This is a genomic window from Streptomyces sp. NPDC044002 (assembly GCF_056434525.1).
The window spans coordinates 69,532-86,696 of sequence record NZ_JBWKEZ010000026.1; the positions used below are offsets into that span (position 1 = coordinate 69,532).

Consider the following 17,165-nt stretch of genomic DNA (forward strand, 5'->3'; position numbering starts at 1 on the left):
AATACGCCCAAGGCTTTCTACCGGTCCGCACTTCCGGCCGGCATGACCACCGTCTACACCGTGCCGCCGTCCGGCGTCGCGATCATCACCAACATCGTCGCCACCAACCCGGCCGCCAGCGCCGCCAGCGTCACCGTGCGCCTGGGAGGCGTCCCGCTCCTGTCCAACGTCGGCATCGCGCCGGGCGGCGTCCTCGCTCTCGACGTGCGACAGGTACTCGCTGCGGGCGACAAGATCGACGTGCAGGGCAACGCCACCCCGGCCCTCGTTCACATCAGCGGCGTGGAGGTGGCCTGATGGGACTCACCGTCTGGCCCGCCCCGGAAGACAAGGGCGTCGTCGGCCCGACCGGCGCAGCAGGCCCCGCCGGACCCGCAGGAAACACCGGACCAGCAGGCCCCGCCGGGCCACGCGGCGAAGCGGGCGCTCCGGGCGCCGCAGGCGTCCCGGGCAGCGCGGTCTTCACCGGACAGGCCGCCCCGGAGACCGGACTCGGCCGGGACGGCGACTTCTACATACAGACCACGGCGACGACGTTCCTCGGCGTCACGAGCACCACAGTCACCTACTGGACGAAATCCGCGGGCGTCTGGTCGAAGGTGTCCGGGGACGTGAGGGGCGCCGCCTGGTACATGAACACCGCGTCGACCTCCAGCGCGGACACCCGCCCCGGCGACATGCTCCTGCGCACGGACACCGGGGACATCTGGCAGCGCGGCGCGAGCGGCTGGGGCAACCCCGTCGGCAACCTGCGCGGACCGCAAGGCGCTCCAGGGGCTACCGGGCCGCAGGGCCCCAAGGGCGACGCGGGCGGCGTTGCCTCCGTCAACGGCAAGGCGGGCTCGGCGGTCACCCTCACCGCAGCCGACCTCGACGCCGTGCCGGCCACTGGCCCGGCGGTCATCACCCTGCCCTCCGGGTCGTCCGAGATGCCGTTGGTCGTCAAGGCGGCCGACAAAACGACCAACCTCATGGAGGTCCGGGCAACCGGAAGCCTGCGGTTCCCCACCGCCAACGTGTACGTCGATAAGTCCCTTCGCATCGGGGACGCCTACGCCGATACCGGCGGAGGCGTAGGGGTCATCGCGCTCAAGGACGCGGCCACCGTTCCGACCACGAGCACCACCACCTCGACCGGCGTCATCGCCTACTCCGAGGGCGGCGTGCTCAAGATCCGCCAGGGCGACGGGTCGGTCATCGTCCCCGGCAGCGCACCGGCAGGAACGGTGACCTCGGTCAACGGCAAGGACGGCCCCGCCGTCACCCTGACAGCCAGCGACGTCGCGGCCCTCGCCGCCAGCACCCGGGGCACCGCGAACGGTGTCGCTTCCCTCGACTCCTCCGGCCGCGTGCCGGCCGCCCAGGTCCCCGACCTGCTGCCGGACGAGTGGGGGCCGGAGGACCACGGGTTGGCGGCCTGGGCGTTCGACCCGGCACTGGCCAACAGCACCGGCCTGTTCCCGGGCTCGGGCCCCATCCGCGTCACCGCCGTCCGCCTGCGGCAGTCCACCCAGGTCAGCCGGATCGTGTGGCACGCCACCGGCTACGCGGGCGGCCTGACGTCCGGGTCCTGGGCAGCGATCTACAACGCCTCCGGAACACGCGTCGGGGCGACCGGGGACCTGTCCACGGCGACGTACGAGCCCGCCGAGGTCCACACGGGCGGCGGAGCGGCCATCAGCTCACCCCTTGCCTCTGCGGTCACGCTGGCCCCTGGCGTCCATTACGTCGCCTGGCGGATGACGTACAACACGACCGCTGGCGACGGGCCGATGCTCCTGGCCAGCGAGTCGTCGGCCGGGGCGCCGCCCAACTTCTTCGGACTCAACACGACGCGCCGCTTCGGCTACTACGCATCGGGCGGCACCACCGCCCCCGCCTCGATCACCGTCTCGTCCATGCTCAACGGCGCTAACCGCTTCTGGGTTGCCGTGGCGTGACGGAGGAAGGACCCCGTGAAGCCCATCTCCGCCACCATCCCGGTGCACCCCGTCGGCGAAGTGCAGAAGGTCTTCGGCACCGTCGAGGTGACGATCAGCGAACCCCACGCCTCTTACCCCGACCTGACGGCCGCCGAGCGGGAGGCCATCCTGCGCGCTGCGGTCACAGCAGTCCGCGGCGCCCTGCCCGTCGACTTGGAGTCCGCGCTCCCCCTCCTTCGCGCAGCCGAAGACCAGTCCCTCTGAAAGGAGACCGCCCCACGTGGCGATCACGTCCTACCCCTTCGACGGCCAGACAGTCACGGAGAGCCAGTTCTCTCAGCTCTTCCGCGAGGCCGTAGACAGCGGCGTCGCCTCGTCGACCACCGCCAGCAGCTTCAGCGTCAGCGCGGACGGCGCCACGATGACCGTCAAGGTCCAGCCCGGCTTCGCCATCCTGCGTGGGCACGCCGTGCTCTCCACCGCAGTCGAGACGCTCACGATCGCGACGGCCGGCACGTCCGCGCGGTCCGATCGCGTCGTCCTGCGCCTGGACCCTGCGGCCAACAGCATCGTCCTGGCCGTACTTCAGGGAGCGGCGGGCGGCACCGTCCCCTCCCCCACCCAGACGGACACGGGGGTGTACGAACTCCCGCTCGCGACGATCACCGTGGGAGCCAACATCACCGCCATCACTGCGGCGGCCGTGGACAAGGAGCGCGCCTTCGTCGGCAACACGGTGGGCGCCTGGACGAACCGCACCCGTCCCACCGTGCCACGCTTCGGAAAGCTGGGGCTGAACTACGACACCGACACCTGGGAGTTCTGGGATGGCGCCGCCTGGTCGCCGCTCGTGGCCTCGGTCTCCTGGTCGAGCCTGACCGGCAAGCCGAGCAGCTTCCCGCCGTCCTCCCACACCCACGCCTGGGACGACCTCACCGGCCGCCCTTCTTCGCTGCCGCCGACGGCGCACAAGCATGCGTGGAGCGACGTCACGGGCACGCCGTCCACGTATCCGCCCGCGACGCACGCACACACCTGGTCCTCGATCACCTCGAAGCCGACCACCTTTCCGCCGTCGGGCCACTCCCACTCCGGCTACCTGGAGGCCGGGGACACGATCTCGTGGGCCAACGGGTCGAAGAAGCCGCACTCCAACTCGGCTTCCGGCTCGGGGACCTGGTACGCGGTCTGGGTGGAGGGCGACGGGACTTTCTGCCGCAACACCTCCTCGATCCGCTACAAGGAAAACGTCCGGGACATCGCCATCGACCCCGAGTCGGTTCTGTCCCTGCGTCCCCGGGTCTACGACCGCAAGCCGACCGAGGAGAAGCCGGAGGCCCGGCGGGACGAATTCGGGTTGATCGCCGAGGAGGTCGCGGAGACGCTCCCCGAGATCGTCACGTACGACGAGGAGGGCCGCATCGACGCGCTGCGGTACGACCTCCTCGGCGTGGCCCTCCTCCCCGTCGTCCAGGACCAGTCTGCCCGGATCGCCCGCCTGGAGGCCCGAGTCGAGGAGCTGGCTCGTGCCTCTTGAGCCGTCCGTCCAGGTCGCCTTCGTCTCCGCAGGCGGGGCCGTCACGGTGGCCCTGGTCGGCGTCCTCGTGGAGCTGGTCCGCCGCCAGGGGACGGCCCTGGCCGAGGTCCGCGCCCACGCCCAGGAGGCCCGCGACCAGGTCTCCAACGACCACTCCACCAACCTGCGCGACGACGTCGACCGGGTCATTACGGGACTCGACCGCGTCCTGGAGGGACAGGCCGCGCACAGCCGGGACATCCGGGACCTGCGGGCCGATCTGTCCCACGAGCGCATCGAGCGGCTCGCCGTGGCGGAGCGTCTCGACGCGCACCTGACGAGTTCTGTCCCCACCCCTTAAGTCCCCACCACCAAGACCCAGGCCCCGCCCATTCGGACGGGGCCTTTCGCATGCCCTGAAGGAGTTCCACCCTTGAGTGATGTCCAGACCATAATCAAGATCGCCAAGAACGAAGTCGGCTACCACGAGGGCAAGTCCGGCGGCCACTGGAACAACTCGCAGAAGTTCTCCCCGGCCGTCCCCGGCCTGGAGTGGAGCCAGAATCAGGCATGGTGCGCCACCTTCGTGTCCTGGTGCGCGCTGAAGGCGGGACTCGCCGACCTCTACCCGCGCACCGCGTCCTGCGCGACCGGCGTCTCCTGGTTCAAGCAGCGCGGCCGATGGAGCGCCTACCCGGCGATCGGAGCACAGGTCTTCTTCGGCCCGAACGGCGGCAGCCACACCGGCCTCGTCTACGACTACGACGACCAGTTCGTCTACACCGTCGAGGGCAACACCAACGCCGACGGCTCGGCCGAGGGCGACGGCGTCTACCTGAAGAAGCGCGAGCGCCGCAGCTCCTACGTGTACGGGTACGGATACCCGCGCTTCTCCGCAGGGATCGTCTCGGCAGACCCGGCCTACAAGGGCAAGGACGACGTGCCGGCCAAGCCCACCTCGAACATCGTGGCTCTGGCTGCGGGCGTGAAGCCCGGCAGTCGGCACGCCCAGGTCCGCGAGCTTCAGCAGCTCCTCATCAAGGCGGGCTTCGGCCCGATCAAGGGTGCGGTCACCGACCTGTACGGCCCGGAGACGCAGCGGTCTGTCGCGCGATTCCACGACGCGAATCCGCGGTACCGGTCCGCAGGTGTGACCCATGACCCGAAGATCGGCCCGACCGGCTTCGTCGCTCTCCAGAAGCTGGCGGGTCGCCGATGAGCAAGATGAAGACCCCCGGCTTCAAGCCGATCAGCCTGGTCGCCCTGCTTCCAGTCCGCTACCGCTCGCGCGTCGGCGCGGCCCTCGCCGCGCTGGGTGTGATCGTGAGTATCGCGTCCATCGTCTACGCCGACAGTCCGGAGGTGGCCGTGATCGTGCAGATCCTCACCGCCCTCGGCGTCGTCGCGCCGAGCGAGGACAGCTCCGAGGAGGAGCCTCAGTAGTACCGGTCCCCCGCCGACCCTCGTGGTCGGCGGGGGCCTTCTCGCGTTTCAGGACGTTCCCGCCGCCGCCTTCGCCTTCTCGGCCTCGATCTCCTCCAGCGTCATCGTCCGAGCGCCCAGGGTCTTCTTCGCTGCCGTCTTCTTCGCTGTCGTCTTCTTGGCGACCGTCTTCTTGGCGACCGTCTTCTTCGCGGCCGTCTTCTTCGCGGCCGTCTTCTTGGCGGGGGTCTTCTTGGCGGGGGTCGGCGGCTGTTCGGGCTCGGGGGCCGTCTCCGCGACCGGCTCGGCCGGCAGGCCGAACGCGGCGAGTACGGGGGCGGCGTCCTCGTCGCACAGGTCGCGCCGTTTCGGCTCGGATTCCCCGATGGCCAGGAGGTATTTCTTCGCGGGCACGTCCCGCTTCTTGCATACGTCACAGATGAGCACGGTGACCTGTACTTCCACTTCTTGTGTCTCCTCGCCGTACGGGACATCGACTTCGGGATTGTCCCGTACGGCGAGGGGTGGGCGGTTTGACTCAGCCGGTCGATGCCTCGTTGAGGCGCTGGAGGTAGCGCGAGCCTTGACGGCGGTCGCGGCCCATGGCCTTGGCCAGGGCCGGGCCCGTGACCTTCTTGCCCTCGGCCTTGATGGTCCGGGCAGCGCTCTTCAGGTCCTCGATCGAGGGGCCGGGGCGGCCGGGGCTGCGGCGCTGGCGGGCCTTGGCGACCTCGTCGACCGGCAGCTCCTCGTCGAGGGTGGGCTGTATCGGCTCCGGGTCCTCGACCTGGTCGGCCTGCTGCTCGGCCACGGGGGCTGGGCGGGCGGCTCGGATAATCATGTGGGCAACATGGCCGACGACGATCGAGGGCACTGCGGACACTGCGGCGGTCAGCGCCATTGACGAGCCCATGTATCCGGCGGAGATCCAGTGGGCGACGACCTGGCCGGACAAGGTCATCGCGAGGGCCAGGACGGCGCCGACGATGGCGGTCCCGCGGCCCTTCTCCCCCTTGCGCCGGGTCTCGACGAACCAGACGGCAAAGGCCGTGTAGACGGACATGCAGACCGGCATGCCGGCCGCGACCCACTCGCCCCATCCGGCGGTGCGGGCGAGCTGGTACTCGCCGGGGGCGGACATGGCCAGGGCAACGATGAGGACGACGGCGCCGACGACGTACGCGTACCAGGGCAGGCGGTTGTGCTGGGGCATGGCTGTGCCTTTCGGGGTGGTGCGAGGAGGAGTCGAGGGGGCCGATCAGGCGGCGCGCATGGCGGCGCGGGCAGCGTGCCAGGCGGCGTTGGGGCCGCTGATGTCGGGCACGGTCGCGGTCGGCGCAGGCGTGTCGACGGTGCCGAGGGCGCAGTGTCGGCAGATGCCGGAGTCCTGCTCTGCGGGCAGGAGGCGGCCACAGCCGCTGGTCTCGCAGTCCGCGTACGACTTCCACTGGCGACGGGGTGCGGGCAGCTTGCGGCCCAGGCGGTCGCTGATCAGCTTGGCCGCGGAGTAGACGCGCGGCGGGAGGCCCTGCGTGAGGGCGTCGGTGATCTCCGCGTTCGTTGCTCCACGGTGGAGCCACTGGACGGCGAGGGGAATCAGCGCGGTGGCCTGCTTGGCGGACAGGGCCAGGCGGCTGTCGATGGAGCCGAGGCCGCCGAGCAGGCGGGCGGCCTCGCGCTCCTGGACGTTGTCGCCCTCCCGCTCCACGGGAGGCTGGACGGCTGCGGCCGGGGAGAGGGGAGGGGTCTTGGTCTCGTTCTTAGACTCAAGATCCTTACCGACCGAAGGGAGCCTTCCCGGTGTCCCGGGGGTCGCCGGGCCGGTTCCCGGCAGGTCGGGAAGCGGCGTGAAGGAGTCCTGCGGGGTGTCGAAGACGTAGACGGCCGTCCGCACCTGGCCCTGGCTGTTCCGGTAGGTGTGGCGGAAGTAGTACCGCGCCTCGATCAGCTCGTCCACGGCCGCCTTGATGCCGTCGCGCCCGATGATCGGATTCTTGTCGGCGAGCTTGCGCACGTCCTCATCAGCCCCGTCCGGGAGGCTGAGCAGGTAGCCGAGGATGCCTCGGGCCGTGAAGGACAGGCTCCTGTTGCGGAGCACGTCGTTGCCCACGATCGTGAAATTGGCACGCCGCGGAGTACGCTGGATACGCACGTGGAGGTCTCTTCTCCTTGTGTACGCCGAGAGTGTTCGAGCACTCACGGCTGTGGCCCTGGGCAGCGTTCGAGCGCAAGCCGGGGCCACATCTGCGTCTGAGCCGGTGTTCGAGCACCGGTGATCTTGTAGTGGTCACAGTTTGACAGCTCAGTGAACCTTACGCAACCATGGCCGAAGTCAGTGATCATCCCGAAGGATGACAGGTTGCGCGACGAAAGGAGGAAGATGGGCGCCAAGAAGATCGTCGACGAGGACGAGGTCATGCAGTGGTTCTTCGAGGGGAAGACCTACGCATGGATGATCGAGTTCTACAAGGAGAACTACAACACCGAGACCACCAAGGCGATGTGGTCCACGTTCCGCCGTCGCAAGAAGCTGCCGCGCCGAAACGTTCGGAATGCCGAGCTGATCCCCTGGAAGGTCGAGGAGGAGCACCGGTACGAGTACCCGGTGATGATGCTTCGAGCCGAGGGGCGACGGCGGGCCGGCAAGAAGCTGACGGAGACGGACGAGAAGCGGCTGGCCTCCTGGAAGAAGGAGCTGCGGGCCAAGGGGCTCGTCGTGCACTACGACCCGGAGACGCCCGACGGATGGTTCCTGATCCCGCGCACCGAGGACGATGACGAGCTGATTCACCCGCCCACCGTGGCCACCGGCCGCAAGGCTCAGGACTGAGTCATACTCGAACACCCGTTCGTATCATTCCCCCGTCGGACTGCCGGCGGGGGCTTCTCGTTCTTCAGGCTGAGTTCGGAATCATGCACTCCACATAAGGTTTAGACCACCCCTAGGGGGCAGGTCAGGGGAGCTGCCCGGGGAGTGATGACGCCAGTTGACACAGGTTCACAATCGACGTACAACTGGTGAAGTCACAGGTTCACAGAGAGACCTACCTGATGAGCGCAACTGTGTCCCGGGGGGACACCACGCGCGTCGCCAAGGGCGTCGCGCTCTACGTCAACGACGAGGCGTGGGAGTACCACATGACCCTCGACCAGGACGTGAGACCCGCAGGGGTGCGCTCAGCCCTCGAAGCGATACGGGCCCTGGGCCTGGAGCCGCTGGACGAGGACGAAGGTGAGCCGTTCTTCCTGGAAGACGGGCGCATCCGCATGGAGCTGGCCCGGTTCGAGTTCGACCCCGAGGAGGAGAACAGCGAGTGCAGTTCGTAGACATCCCCAGAGCCGCGCCGGACGTCCCGCGTGACGGCTGGGACCGGCCCCTGGTCATCCCGAAGGAGGGCGGCAAGCCGAAGGCGCTGACCAGGACGACCACGTTCATCGACGCGATCGAGGACAAGACGGCACTCGCCGCCTGGGGCAGACGCATGACCCTGGTGGGCACAGCCCGACGGCCGTCCCTGCTGGAGGCGGCGCGCGAGCTGGACCCCGAGAACCCGGAGGACAAGCGGCGCCTAAACGCCCTGGCCGACCGCGCGGTGGACCTCTCCGGAGCTCACGACAAACGCGAACGGGGCACGCACCTGCATACCCTGTCCGAATACGTCGACCGCGGAGAGCCGTTGCCGGCCTCGGCCTCACCGTCCGACGTGCGCGACATGGCCGCCTACATGGCCGAGACGACCGCCTTCGACGTGCGGGCGGTCGAGCAGTTCGTCGTCGTGCCCGAACTGGGCACCGGAGGCACCTTCGACCGCCTGCTCTCCTACAGCGGCCCCGGCCCGGACGGCGAGCACCTGGAGGGCCTGTTCATCGGCGACCTGAAGACGGGGTCGGTCGAGTACGGGGCCCTGAAGATGGCCTCGCAGCTCGCCGTCTACAGCCGGGGCGAGTTCTACGACTACGGCCTGCACCCCGTGGACACCGCAGACAAGAAGGCCCTGGCCTCGTGGAAGCGCAAGGTCGTGCCGGCCGCAGAGGCGGCGAAGGCGTACCGGCCACTGCCGGAGGTGTCGCAGCGCTGGGGCATCATCATCCACCTGCCCGCCGGGATGGGCGAGTGCACGCTGTACTGGGTGGATCTGGAGATCGGCTGGCGAGCCGCCGTACTCGCGCGCGACATCCGCCAGATGCGGGCCGTACGGACCGCGATGAGGCCGTGGGTGAGCCGGATCACGCAAGCACTGGCCGCCTAGTCACACCCAATGTGTTAACCTGTAACAACAATCCGAGAGGGACGGAGTGAGTCAGTCGACCGAGAGCACGATGAGCGTCACGATCAAGTACGGCCGAGGCCACGAGGACACGTGGGCCGTCTTCCGGGGAGCCCCGCCGGTCATCCGGGGACAGATTATCGAATATTTCGGCTTCGATAGTGAACCTGTAACTAGTCTCACCCTCAGCGAGCTGGTAGTCGAAGCGACCAGCATGGCCCACGGTGCAGGCAACATCGCCGGACTCCTCGGCGGCCGGGTCATCCCCCAGACCTCCGCGGACTCCGCGCCGACGAGCGCGGCCGACCCGTGGGCCGAGGCCCAGAACGACCGGCCGGCACAGAAGGACGAGTCCAGCGGCTGGATTCTCGGCGAGATCGACAAGCAGACCTCGATCGCCGACCTCCAGCGCCTGTGGGCCGCCAACCAGACCTTCTTCTCCGACGAGGGCGTTATGGCCGCGTACAAGGCCAAGGGCCGGGCCCTGAAGGCCGCATGAGCCGCCCCGCCCTCGTCCTCACCGTCGCCGCAGCGCTGCTCGCGGCGTCCATCTGGAGCTGGATAGCCGCCCCGTACGGGGTGCCCTTCCACACCGAGGCGGACCCGGCGCCCGCCCAGCACACCAACGAGTAACCGAACAGCAGGAGACAGACTTAGTGACCCTCACCTTCAAGGACATCCCCACCCAGGGCGGCGGCTGGTTCAAGCCGAAGGAAGCCCAGGACGCCGTCGCGATCCTCATCGAGGTCAACAGCTTCGACCGCCAGCGGCCCACGCCGAACGGCCCGAAGGACTCGGTGCTCTGCGACATCGCGATCTTCAAGACCCGCGAGCAGCTCGACAGCGCCACCCCCGAGGTCAACAAGGGCACGCGCGTGGAGCAGACGCTCCTCGCCCGCGACCTGGAGACGGTCGTCGGAAGCGCCACCATCGCCACCGTGACACAGGTGCCCCCGAAGCGCCCCGGCGCGCATCCCGCGTGGGTGTGGCGTCCGGTGAGCGACGCGACGGTCCGCCAGGCCGTCATCGACTACGCCACGAAGCGGGAGGCCGCGGTGAGCGCCGCCGTCGCCTCGGCGCCCGACTTCGACTGACGCACGCCGGATGGGGGCCGGTCGAACGGACCGGCCCCCTCGCCTCTGGAAGGAGGAGCAGATTGCTTACCCCTGCACGGTCGCTGGCCCTGCACGCCGAGTCCGGCAAGGAGCTGCCGAGGGTCGAGGCGTTCGAGGCGCTGTACAGCCTGGGCTGCCGCCCGCGCCATGGTGAGGTCATCATGATCGCCGGACGGTCCGGCACCCAGAAGAGCGGGTTCGCCTTGTACTGGGCCGCCATGATGAACCTGCCGACCCTGTACTTCAGTGCGGACATGTCCGCCTTCACCGCGTCGTCCCGGCTGGCCAGCATGGCGACCGGCGATTCCACGGAGATGGTGGAGGCCGGGATGGCCGCAGGCGGCCGGCATCGGCAGGAGTACCTCTCCGCCCTCGCCGGAAGCCGGATCACCTTCGCGTTCGGCAGCCCGATCACCTGGAAGGCCGTGGACGAGGAGCTGGAGGCTTTCATCGAGCTATGGGACGCGTTTCCCCAGCTCATCGTCTTCGACAACCTCATGGATTTCGACTCCGCGGAATCGGACTACACCGAGCAGATGGCCGTGATGAGCGGGCTCACCGAGCTGGCCCGCGCGACGGGGGCGACGGTGATGGTCCTGCACCACGCCAGCGACAAGAGCTGGGAAGCCAAGAGCGATCCGTGGGCGCCGCCGTCCCGCGACCAGGTCAAGGGCGGCTTGAGCGAGAAACCCGAGCTGAGCCTGTCCGTGGCGCTGGACCCCACCAGCCTGGAGTACCGGGTGGCCGTGATCAAGCAAAGGATGGGCCCCTGCGACCCCACCGCGAAGCGGTACGCGTCGATGCGCTGCCACCCGGAGTCGACGAGGTTCTCCCGCCTGGAGCGGCGGGTGCCGCTGGCCTCGGCCGCGCAGCCGTGGTCGCCAACGAAGGTGCTCGAAAACGCCCAACGTGTTAACCTGTAGCTACCCGCAGAAGCGGGTTTCCTTTAGGGGAGTATGTTAACCTGTGACTGAAATAGCGAGCCGCAACCGCGCGAACCGGCGCAAGGGCGCCCAGTGGGAGACGGACCTGCGCGAGGGGCTGCGGGCCGCCGGGGAGGACGTAGAGAGCCTCCGCCTGGCCGGCATCGAAGACGAGGGCGACCTCGTCGTCCGAGAGTCCGACGGCCAGTACCTCGTGATCGAGGCGAAGAACGCGAAGTTCACCCCCGGCCCCTTCCTGGACGAGGCGATGCGGGAGCGCGAGAACTTCGCCAAGCACCGCGGCCTGGACCCGGACGTCGTCGAGTCGGTCGTGGTGGTGAAGCGGCGCGGAAAGTCGTGGAGGAAGGCGTTCGTACTGACCACGGTTGAAGAGTATTTCGACCTGGACCCCGAGTGATCACCCACGAGGAGAAGGCAGAACTCGTCAGGCTCCAAGCTGAACTTGAGTCCTTCTTTGAGGAATTCGCCGCCCCGGACGGGCTGACCGGTCTCGGATTTGATCCGGGCGGCGGGTTCTTCCGAGGGGAGCGAATCGCTTGATCGAGTTCGAGATCCTCGCCTTCGAGGCGTTCCTCGACTGCCTGGGCGACTACGAATTCGACGCCCAGACGATTTTCGAGATCGAAGAGTTCTTCGAGGTCCCCATGGAAGACCTGGATTGGATGCTGCCGTGAACATCAGGCGAATCGACCGGGGCCGCTACGAGGACCGCGAGGAGAAGCCCGCCCTCGAAGCGGTCTTCGGCCACTACGACCTCGACTACAACCCAGAGCGGGCCACAGGCATGGCCCCCTGCCCCTTCCATGAGGACAGGACCCCGAGCTTCTCCTACAACCTCGACCGGCAGCTCTGGAAATGCCACTCCTGCCAGGCGAGCGGGGACAGCTACGAGTTCATCATTCACTACGAGACGACCGTCAACGGGAACGAGATAGCTTTTGTCGGAGCCAAGTCCCTTGCAGCCTCTCTCGGCCTCGCAACGAGCGATGCTGGAGGAGGCGACGAGCACCTATCAGGCAGCACTTACGGCGGACGCCGCGCGGTACCTTCTCAATCGCGGGATCGGAAAGTCCGAGGCGGATACGTACCGGCTTGGCGTCGTCGGTGACGACGCCTTCCCAGGACACGAGCGCTTTCGCGGGATGCTCGCGATTCCCTACCTGGCCCACGACGGCCACCCGCTGACCCTCCGGTTCCGCTGCCTTGAAGAGCACGATCATCGGGCCCACTTCCACGGCAAGTACAACTCGCTCAAGGACGACCCGCCCCGCATGTACGGCGTGGACTCGATCCACCAGGCCGCGGACACCATCGACGTCACCGAGGGCGAACTCGACCGGATCGTGCTGCGGAGGATCGGGCTGTACGCCACGGCGATCCCCGGCGCCGCACTCTGGCTTCCGCGCCATCGACGGATGCTGGCCGGGTTCAACGTCGTACGCGTGTGGGGTGACCCGGACGACGCGGGCAGCGACTTCACCGCGAAGGTCTGCCGCGCCCTCCCTCGCTCCGCCAGGGCGATGCGCCTGCGGGTCGGCGACGTGACCGAGACCTATCTGCACGGAGGCGCTCAGGCCCTCCTCGACATAGCCAAGGAGGACAAGGGGTGACCGAGACGACCACGACGAAGACGGCGGCAAAGCGGCCGGCACGCAAGACGGACTTGCCTACGCAGATTCTCGCCGAGGTGAAAGCTACTCGCCTAAAGATCGACAGGTCGGACCTGCCATTCCGGGGCGGCGAGGTACCCGAGCACGGCCGCGCCTACTTCGAACTGCGTGGAACCGATTGGGGGTTCATCCACGCGGACCGCGAACGCACGTCGCGAGACGGATTCGACTCCCACCTCGTCAGCCGGATGTTCAAGGCGCTGGCCATCGACTTTGAGGACGAGGAAGCCGAGGACAGTCGCGCCTACGCGCAGCATCTCCTCATCGAGATCGCTGCATACGCGGTTGCCGCGATCGAGCACCTGGAGCGAGGGGGCCAGTGAGCGAGCGTCTGCCGGGCAACCCAGGCCCGACCCTTCAGCGCATCTATGACGAGCTGGAGCCTGACGAGCGTGAGTCCGTGGTGATCCGGCTCCTGGACGGCTCCTCGGCCGAGCGGCTCGCCCTCGTGCTGCGCAAGCACGGCCACGCCGTCAGCGCATCCACCATCCGCACGTATCGACGCTCTCTCATGGAGGATTAGTTAACCTGTGACTGACACTCTGCTGGCCGACCTGCTGGCCACACCCACCCCACCGCCCTCACCCGCCCGTCAGGCCGACCCCGACCGCGACTACACCCGCCAGATCGAGGTCTCCGGGGACTCCGCCGAGGTCACCGTGCGGGGCCCGGCTGAGATGGACCCCGATTCGTCGGCGGCCGACGTCCTGCGCGCGCACCGCCTCGACCCCGGCGACTGGGAGGTCTCGGGCTTCAGGTCGAGCGAGTGGACCATGCCGAACGGAGAGCCGGGCGTGAGCACCCGCTTCTCCTTCACTCGCAGGAAGAACCCGCCGACCCCGCGCCTCGATGTCGACGAGCTGCTGACCGTCTTCGACCAGCACATCCCGCCCGTCCGCACCGCCTTGGACACCGAGGGCGAGTGGACGTACGTAGTCGCGCTCGGAGACATGCAGTTCGGCAAGATGGACGGCGACGGCCCCGAAGGCACCCTCCGCCGCGCAATGGACTGCATCGACAAGGCCGCGGACCTCTTGTCCGAGTACCGCCTGCGCTTCACCATCGACCACGTCCACCTCTGCTGGCTCGGCGACCACATCGAGGGCTTCGTATCCCAGGGCGGCGCGAACACCTGGCGCACCGGCCTGACCCTCACCGAGCAGATCCGCCTCACCCGGCGCCTGATGGCGCATGCCATCCTGAAGCTCGCCCCGTACGCCACCCGCCTGACGGTCGTCGCCGTCCCCGGGAACCACGGTGAGGCCGTCCGCCCCAACGGACGCGGCGTCACGCGGTATGACGACTCCCACGACACGGACGCCCTGGTCTCGGTCGCCGAGGCCCTGTCGCTGGCCGGTGAAGGCTACGAGCACGTCGAGGTGTTCGTCCCGGACAACGACGAGCTGACCGTAGTGGTCGAATGCTCGGGGACCGTGATCGCCCACGCCCACGGGCATCAGTGGAAGCCCGGCCGGCACTTCGAGTGGTGGAAGGGCCAGTCCTTCGACAAGACCTCGGCCATGCACCAGGCCGACGTCCTGCTGGCCGGTCACCTTCACCACGAGTTCGTCGACACCGACGGGCCGAGGACGTTCATCCAGGTCCCGGCCCTTGAGTCCGAGAGCACGTGGTGGCGGCACCGCACGGGCACCCGTGGCGCCCCGGGCCTGATGGTCATGGTCACCAAGGACGGAGCGGTCCCGGTCAAGGAGGTGGTCCGGTGAACGAATCCGCGGACTGGTCCGTCATCACCCGTGAGACCGAGGGGATTGCCGGCCGGGCTGCCCGTCGGGTCGCGGACGGGTACGGGACCCGGCTCACGATGGAGTACGACGACGCGTTCCAGGAAGCCCTTCTCCTGCTGGCGACGAAGGCGGACATGGTGCGCGGCTGTCTCGCCGACCCGGAGCTGGGTCCCGGCGTCCTGCACCACCGGCTCGTCCTGGACCTCACCGACCAGGTCAAGACGCAAGCCCGGCACCGCGCCCGTCACGTGTCCTACGAGGCCGTCTGTGCGGCTTCGGACCGGGAGCGGGTGTGAGCCGGTACGAACGGCGCCTCGTCGAGCACCTGCTCCCGGCCGTGTGGGACGCGACGGCCGCGTACGGCATCCGCAACCCCACTGCCCCGGACGCTGACATGCCGAAAGGTTCCGTCGACCCACGAACGGCCGGCACGCTCTTCGCCCACCTCGCCGACATCCGGCAGGCGTGGGTCGCCTGCGACCTCTCGCGCGGGGAGCGTCGGGCCCTGTTCCTGCGGTACGCCCTGGACTGGCCGGACGAGCTGATCGCCGCCCGCGACGCCATCACGGACCGCGCGGTGCGCTACCGGCTCGAACGCGGCGTCGGCAAGCTCGCGGCCTGGCTCAACGGCGTTGACTACGTGGACGGCTATGCCGAGCTGGAGGTGACCGCGTAGGCGGAGGCGCGGTATCGAGCAGTTGTATCCGGCCAGCTCAGCCTTCTGGCGGCTGATCAACTGCTCGTCTCCGCGTCTCGGTCGTCATAGGGTTTTCGCTGAAGTCCTGGCAAGTTCTGGCAAGTTCCTCGCTTCACACCAGTGTCGCGGGCAAGCTCTGGCACACGGCTCGTCACCGACGATCGAGGAGGTCATCATGGCCCTGATTAAGCTCGGCAAAGACCCGGAGAGCCCCAGCGGTGGTTCGCCCACCATCTACCTCGACGACGAGAAGGACACGTACCTCGTACAGGGGTGGAAGGTGAGCGACGCCGCGCACCTCAAGCAGATGGACATCCCCGACCACGAGTCGGTGGTGGAGATCCCTCGGCGTGTGGTGCAGTTCTTCCTGGAGATGCAGGCCGCCATGGGCGCCGACCTGGAGGTGAAGCGGGATGACGCGGACCCCGTCATTTGAGGAGCTGTTCCGCGACTGCCAGAGGACCGCGGTCCATCTGGAGATGCGCGACGCCTACATGAAGTCCGACCAGGCGTTCATCGACTGGCGGGCCGGCATGGTTCTCGACCCGGCTGAGCGCTGGGCCGACTGGCACGCCATCGTCACGGAAGCGACGACACGGGGTGTTGAGGTTCGACGTGCCCGCATCGTCTCCACCCCCGTCAGCGAGTACATCCGCTTCGAGCACGACGTGACGGAGGGGCTGAATATCGCGGCCGGTGAGGCCGTGCGTTGGCTCTCGCGTCGCGATGCGACGGGACTGGCCCTTCCGGGGAACGACTTCTGGCTGTTCGACTCCAGCCTGGTCCTCGTCAACCACTTCGACGGCGAGGGCGAGAACATGAGGCTGGAGCTGACGGACGACCCGGAGGTGGTGAAGCTCTGCGACTCGGCCTTCGAGGCTGTCTGGAGGCGGGCTACGCCGCACGCAGAGTTCGAGCTGATCTAACGGCTCCAACTGCGACACATCACCATGACATCGCCATCTTCGAGCGTCGAGGAAGCCCGTAAAGAACTTGGGCGCCGCCTTGCGCGTATCCGAGAGAATGCCGGACTCACCAAGCGCGGGTTGTCCGAGATTCTGGAATGGCATGAGTCGAAACCGTCGCGCTTCGAGAGCGGGAAACGCGCGATCTCGGAGCGCGACATTCGCGCGTGGTGCTCGGCGTGCGGCAACGAAAGCGCAGCCGAAGACCTCATCGAGACCGCCCGCGGAATCGAGGGCATGTACGTCGAGTGGGGCAAGATGGAGGGCCGCGGACTCAAGCGGGCCCAGGAATCCGTCCTTCCCCTCTGGGAACGCACCCAGCGGTTCCGAATTTATTCGCCTTGGCTGATCCCTGGCCCCGTGCAGACGGCCTCCTACATCCGGGCGCTTCTAACTGCGATCCGCAATCGCAGAGGGCTCATCGACGACGTGGACGAAGCCGTCGCGGTGCGCATGGAGAAGCAGAAGGTCATCTACGGCAAGCACACCTTCGCCATTCTGCTAGAACAGAGCGTGCTGAAATACCGCATTGGCGGCACCGACGTCATGGCGGGCCAACTGGGCTACCTACTCAGCGCTATGGCCGTCCCTTCGGTAAGCATCGGCATCATCCCCCAGGACGCGGACCGTTCAAACCTGTGGCCTGTCGAGGGATTCTTCCTCTACGACGACGAGACCGTGAACGTCGAGCTCGTTTCGGCCCACCTGACCGTCGTGCAGAGGCATGAACTTGCCATGTATGCCAAGACGTTCAGTGACCTGGCCGAACTGGCGGTCTACGGCTCAGCCGCGCGTGAAATCATCACGGCAGCCATCGATTCCCTGGGATGAATGCCTGGCAAGTTCGGGCAAGTTTCTGGAGTCTCACCTACGCCTCTCTCTAGCTTAATTGGCACGCTCC

The 17,165-nt window shown here is 67.9% G+C and carries 29 protein-coding genes; 26 read left to right on the plus strand and 3 right to left on the minus strand.

What is annotated here, in order from left to right:
• Positions 1-42 precede the first annotated feature (42 nt).
• From AC07A6_RS20530 to AC07A6_RS20560, 7 genes are all read left to right on the plus strand, one after another.
• On the plus strand, positions 43-297 hold the full coding sequence (locus AC07A6_RS20530) for a hypothetical protein (protein WP_478777998.1): 255 nt from the start codon (positions 43-45) through the stop codon (positions 295-297).
• The gene (locus AC07A6_RS20535) at positions 297-1,940 is read left to right on the plus strand and encodes a hypothetical protein (protein ID WP_478777999.1); all 1,644 of its coding nucleotides are present in this window, start codon (positions 297-299) and stop codon (positions 1,938-1,940) included. Before AC07A6_RS20530 ends, AC07A6_RS20535 begins: the two co-directional genes overlap by 1 nt.
• A 15-nt stretch (positions 1,941-1,955) precedes the next feature.
• A complete protein-coding gene (locus AC07A6_RS20540) occupies positions 1,956-2,186 on the plus strand; it encodes a hypothetical protein (RefSeq protein ID WP_478778000.1) in 231 nt (76 codons plus the stop codon).
• 16 nt (positions 2,187-2,202) lie between these two features.
• Entirely contained in the window at positions 2,203-3,459 is a 1,257-nt protein-coding gene (locus tag AC07A6_RS20545) for a tail fiber domain-containing protein (protein WP_478778001.1), read from the plus strand.
• Positions 3,449-3,799: a hypothetical protein gene (locus tag AC07A6_RS20550; protein WP_361831710.1), complete on the plus strand. Its 351-nt coding sequence runs from the start codon at positions 3,449-3,451 to the stop codon at positions 3,797-3,799. The genes AC07A6_RS20545 and AC07A6_RS20550 overlap by 11 nt, the downstream gene beginning before the upstream one ends.
• Positions 3,800-3,871: 72 nt before the next feature.
• Entirely contained in the window at positions 3,872-4,657 is a 786-nt protein-coding gene (locus AC07A6_RS20555; RefSeq protein WP_478778002.1) for a C40 family peptidase, read from the plus strand.
• A complete protein-coding gene (locus tag AC07A6_RS20560) occupies positions 4,654-4,881 on the plus strand; it encodes a DUF7439 family protein (protein WP_478778003.1) in 228 nt (75 codons plus the stop codon). The genes AC07A6_RS20555 and AC07A6_RS20560 overlap by 4 nt, the downstream gene beginning before the upstream one ends.
• Positions 4,882-4,929: 48 nt before the next feature.
• On the opposite strand, the gene AC07A6_RS20565 is transcribed toward AC07A6_RS20560, so the two are convergent.
• The 3 genes from AC07A6_RS20565 to AC07A6_RS20575 all read right to left on the minus strand — a co-directional run bounded on the left by AC07A6_RS20565 (position 4,930) and on the right by AC07A6_RS20575 (position 6,970).
• Positions 4,930-5,325 carry a histone H1-like repetitive region-containing protein gene (locus AC07A6_RS20565; RefSeq protein ID WP_478778004.1) on the minus strand — a complete coding sequence of 132 codons (396 nt, stop codon included), beginning with the start codon at positions 5,323-5,325 and terminating at the stop codon, positions 4,930-4,932.
• A 73-nt stretch (positions 5,326-5,398) separates the two neighbouring features.
• Positions 5,399-6,073 (minus strand): hypothetical protein, encoded by a 675-nt coding sequence (locus AC07A6_RS20570; protein ID WP_478778005.1) that lies wholly within the window; start codon positions 6,071-6,073, stop codon positions 5,399-5,401.
• 45 nt (positions 6,074-6,118) lie between these two features.
• Positions 6,119-6,970 carry a hypothetical protein gene (locus AC07A6_RS20575; RefSeq protein WP_478778006.1) on the minus strand — a complete coding sequence of 284 codons (852 nt, stop codon included), beginning with the start codon at positions 6,968-6,970 and terminating at the stop codon, positions 6,119-6,121.
• A 249-nt stretch (positions 6,971-7,219) separates the two neighbouring features.
• Between AC07A6_RS20575 and AC07A6_RS20580 the strand changes: the two genes are divergently transcribed.
• From AC07A6_RS20580 to AC07A6_RS20670, 19 genes are all read left to right on the plus strand, one after another.
• Complete coding sequence (locus tag AC07A6_RS20580) at positions 7,220-7,690, plus strand: hypothetical protein (RefSeq protein WP_478778007.1); 471 nt, start codon at positions 7,220-7,222, stop codon at positions 7,688-7,690.
• A gap of 221 nt (positions 7,691-7,911) precedes the next feature.
• Entirely contained in the window at positions 7,912-8,187 is a 276-nt protein-coding gene (locus AC07A6_RS20585; RefSeq protein WP_478778008.1) for a hypothetical protein, read from the plus strand.
• Complete coding sequence (locus tag AC07A6_RS20590; protein ID WP_478778009.1) at positions 8,175-9,110, plus strand: hypothetical protein; 936 nt, start codon at positions 8,175-8,177, stop codon at positions 9,108-9,110. Before AC07A6_RS20585 ends, AC07A6_RS20590 begins: the two co-directional genes overlap by 13 nt.
• A gap of 70 nt (positions 9,111-9,180) precedes the next feature.
• Complete coding sequence (locus tag AC07A6_RS20595) at positions 9,181-9,627, plus strand: hypothetical protein (RefSeq protein ID WP_478778010.1); 447 nt, start codon at positions 9,181-9,183, stop codon at positions 9,625-9,627.
• Complete coding sequence (locus tag AC07A6_RS20600) at positions 9,624-9,761, plus strand: hypothetical protein (protein ID WP_478778011.1); 138 nt, start codon at positions 9,624-9,626, stop codon at positions 9,759-9,761. Before AC07A6_RS20595 ends, AC07A6_RS20600 begins: the two co-directional genes overlap by 4 nt.
• A gap of 23 nt (positions 9,762-9,784) precedes the next feature.
• On the plus strand, positions 9,785-10,222 hold the full coding sequence (locus AC07A6_RS20605; protein ID WP_361831731.1) for a hypothetical protein: 438 nt from the start codon (positions 9,785-9,787) through the stop codon (positions 10,220-10,222).
• 62 nt (positions 10,223-10,284) lie between these two features.
• A complete protein-coding gene (locus AC07A6_RS20610) occupies positions 10,285-11,166 on the plus strand; it encodes an AAA family ATPase (RefSeq protein ID WP_478778012.1) in 882 nt (293 codons plus the stop codon).
• A gap of 43 nt (positions 11,167-11,209) precedes the next feature.
• Positions 11,210-11,584, plus strand: coding sequence for a P-loop NTPase family protein (locus AC07A6_RS20615; protein WP_365333562.1), 375 nt, complete (start codon positions 11,210-11,212; stop codon positions 11,582-11,584).
• A 139-nt stretch (positions 11,585-11,723) separates the two neighbouring features.
• Positions 11,724-11,861, plus strand: a complete 138-nt coding sequence (locus AC07A6_RS20620) for a hypothetical protein (protein WP_361831737.1) — start codon at positions 11,724-11,726, stop codon at positions 11,859-11,861.
• The gene (locus AC07A6_RS20625) at positions 11,858-12,295 is read left to right on the plus strand and encodes a CHC2 zinc finger domain-containing protein (protein WP_478778013.1); all 438 of its coding nucleotides are present in this window, start codon (positions 11,858-11,860) and stop codon (positions 12,293-12,295) included. The genes AC07A6_RS20620 and AC07A6_RS20625 overlap by 4 nt, the downstream gene beginning before the upstream one ends.
• A gap of 34 nt (positions 12,296-12,329) precedes the next feature.
• A complete protein-coding gene (locus AC07A6_RS20630; protein ID WP_478778014.1) occupies positions 12,330-12,797 on the plus strand; it encodes a toprim domain-containing protein in 468 nt (155 codons plus the stop codon).
• Positions 12,794-13,180, plus strand: coding sequence for a hypothetical protein (locus AC07A6_RS20635; RefSeq protein ID WP_478778015.1), 387 nt, complete (start codon positions 12,794-12,796; stop codon positions 13,178-13,180). Before AC07A6_RS20630 ends, AC07A6_RS20635 begins: the two co-directional genes overlap by 4 nt.
• Positions 13,177-13,380 carry a hypothetical protein gene (locus tag AC07A6_RS20640; RefSeq protein WP_478778016.1) on the plus strand — a complete coding sequence of 68 codons (204 nt, stop codon included), beginning with the start codon at positions 13,177-13,179 and terminating at the stop codon, positions 13,378-13,380. The genes AC07A6_RS20635 and AC07A6_RS20640 overlap by 4 nt, the downstream gene beginning before the upstream one ends.
• A gap of 7 nt (positions 13,381-13,387) precedes the next feature.
• Positions 13,388-14,581: a hypothetical protein gene (locus AC07A6_RS20645; RefSeq protein ID WP_478778017.1), complete on the plus strand. Its 1,194-nt coding sequence runs from the start codon at positions 13,388-13,390 to the stop codon at positions 14,579-14,581.
• Entirely contained in the window at positions 14,578-14,898 is a 321-nt protein-coding gene (locus AC07A6_RS20650; RefSeq protein ID WP_478778018.1) for a hypothetical protein, read from the plus strand. The genes AC07A6_RS20645 and AC07A6_RS20650 overlap by 4 nt, the downstream gene beginning before the upstream one ends.
• Positions 14,895-15,278, plus strand: a complete 384-nt coding sequence (locus AC07A6_RS20655) for an RNA polymerase sigma factor sigma-70 region 4 domain-containing protein (RefSeq protein ID WP_478778019.1) — start codon at positions 14,895-14,897, stop codon at positions 15,276-15,278. The genes AC07A6_RS20650 and AC07A6_RS20655 overlap by 4 nt, the downstream gene beginning before the upstream one ends.
• A gap of 196 nt (positions 15,279-15,474) precedes the next feature.
• Complete coding sequence (locus AC07A6_RS20660; RefSeq protein ID WP_478778020.1) at positions 15,475-15,735, plus strand: hypothetical protein; 261 nt, start codon at positions 15,475-15,477, stop codon at positions 15,733-15,735.
• The gene (locus AC07A6_RS20665) at positions 15,713-16,225 is read left to right on the plus strand and encodes a DUF6879 family protein (RefSeq protein ID WP_478778021.1); all 513 of its coding nucleotides are present in this window, start codon (positions 15,713-15,715) and stop codon (positions 16,223-16,225) included. The genes AC07A6_RS20660 and AC07A6_RS20665 overlap by 23 nt, the downstream gene beginning before the upstream one ends.
• Positions 16,226-16,249: 24 nt before the next feature.
• Positions 16,250-17,095, plus strand: a complete 846-nt coding sequence (locus tag AC07A6_RS20670; RefSeq protein ID WP_478778022.1) for a helix-turn-helix domain-containing protein — start codon at positions 16,250-16,252, stop codon at positions 17,093-17,095.
• Positions 17,096-17,165 lie beyond the last annotated feature (70 nt).

What these genes read in the sequence shown, in the direction of transcription:
- AC07A6_RS20585 (WP_478778008.1), top strand. Translation starts at nt 7,912, where the DNA reads ATGAGCGCAACTGTGTCCCGGGGGGACACCACGCGCGTCGCCAAGGGC.
- AC07A6_RS20670 (WP_478778022.1), top strand. Translation starts at nt 16,250, where the DNA reads ATGACATCGCCATCTTCGAGCGTCGAGGAAGCCCGTAAAGAACTTGGG.
- AC07A6_RS20560 (WP_478778003.1), top strand. Translation starts at nt 4,654, where the DNA reads ATGAGCAAGATGAAGACCCCCGGCTTCAAGCCGATCAGCCTGGTCGCC.
- AC07A6_RS20530 (WP_478777998.1), top strand. Translation starts at nt 43, where the DNA reads ATGACCACCGTCTACACCGTGCCGCCGTCCGGCGTCGCGATCATCACC.
- AC07A6_RS20570 (WP_478778005.1), bottom strand. Translation starts at nt 6,073, where the DNA reads ATGCCCCAGCACAACCGCCTGCCCTGGTACGCGTACGTCGTCGGCGCC.
- AC07A6_RS20535 (WP_478777999.1), top strand. Translation starts at nt 297, where the DNA reads ATGGGACTCACCGTCTGGCCCGCCCCGGAAGACAAGGGCGTCGTCGGC.
- AC07A6_RS20630 (WP_478778014.1), top strand. Translation starts at nt 12,330, where the DNA reads ATGCTCGCGATTCCCTACCTGGCCCACGACGGCCACCCGCTGACCCTC.
- AC07A6_RS20665 (WP_478778021.1), top strand. Translation starts at nt 15,713, where the DNA reads ATGACGCGGACCCCGTCATTTGAGGAGCTGTTCCGCGACTGCCAGAGG.
- AC07A6_RS20595 (WP_478778010.1), top strand. Translation starts at nt 9,181, where the DNA reads ATGAGCGTCACGATCAAGTACGGCCGAGGCCACGAGGACACGTGGGCC.
- AC07A6_RS20600 (WP_478778011.1), top strand. Translation starts at nt 9,624, where the DNA reads ATGAGCCGCCCCGCCCTCGTCCTCACCGTCGCCGCAGCGCTGCTCGCG.
- AC07A6_RS20660 (WP_478778020.1), top strand. Translation starts at nt 15,475, where the DNA reads ATGGCCCTGATTAAGCTCGGCAAAGACCCGGAGAGCCCCAGCGGTGGT.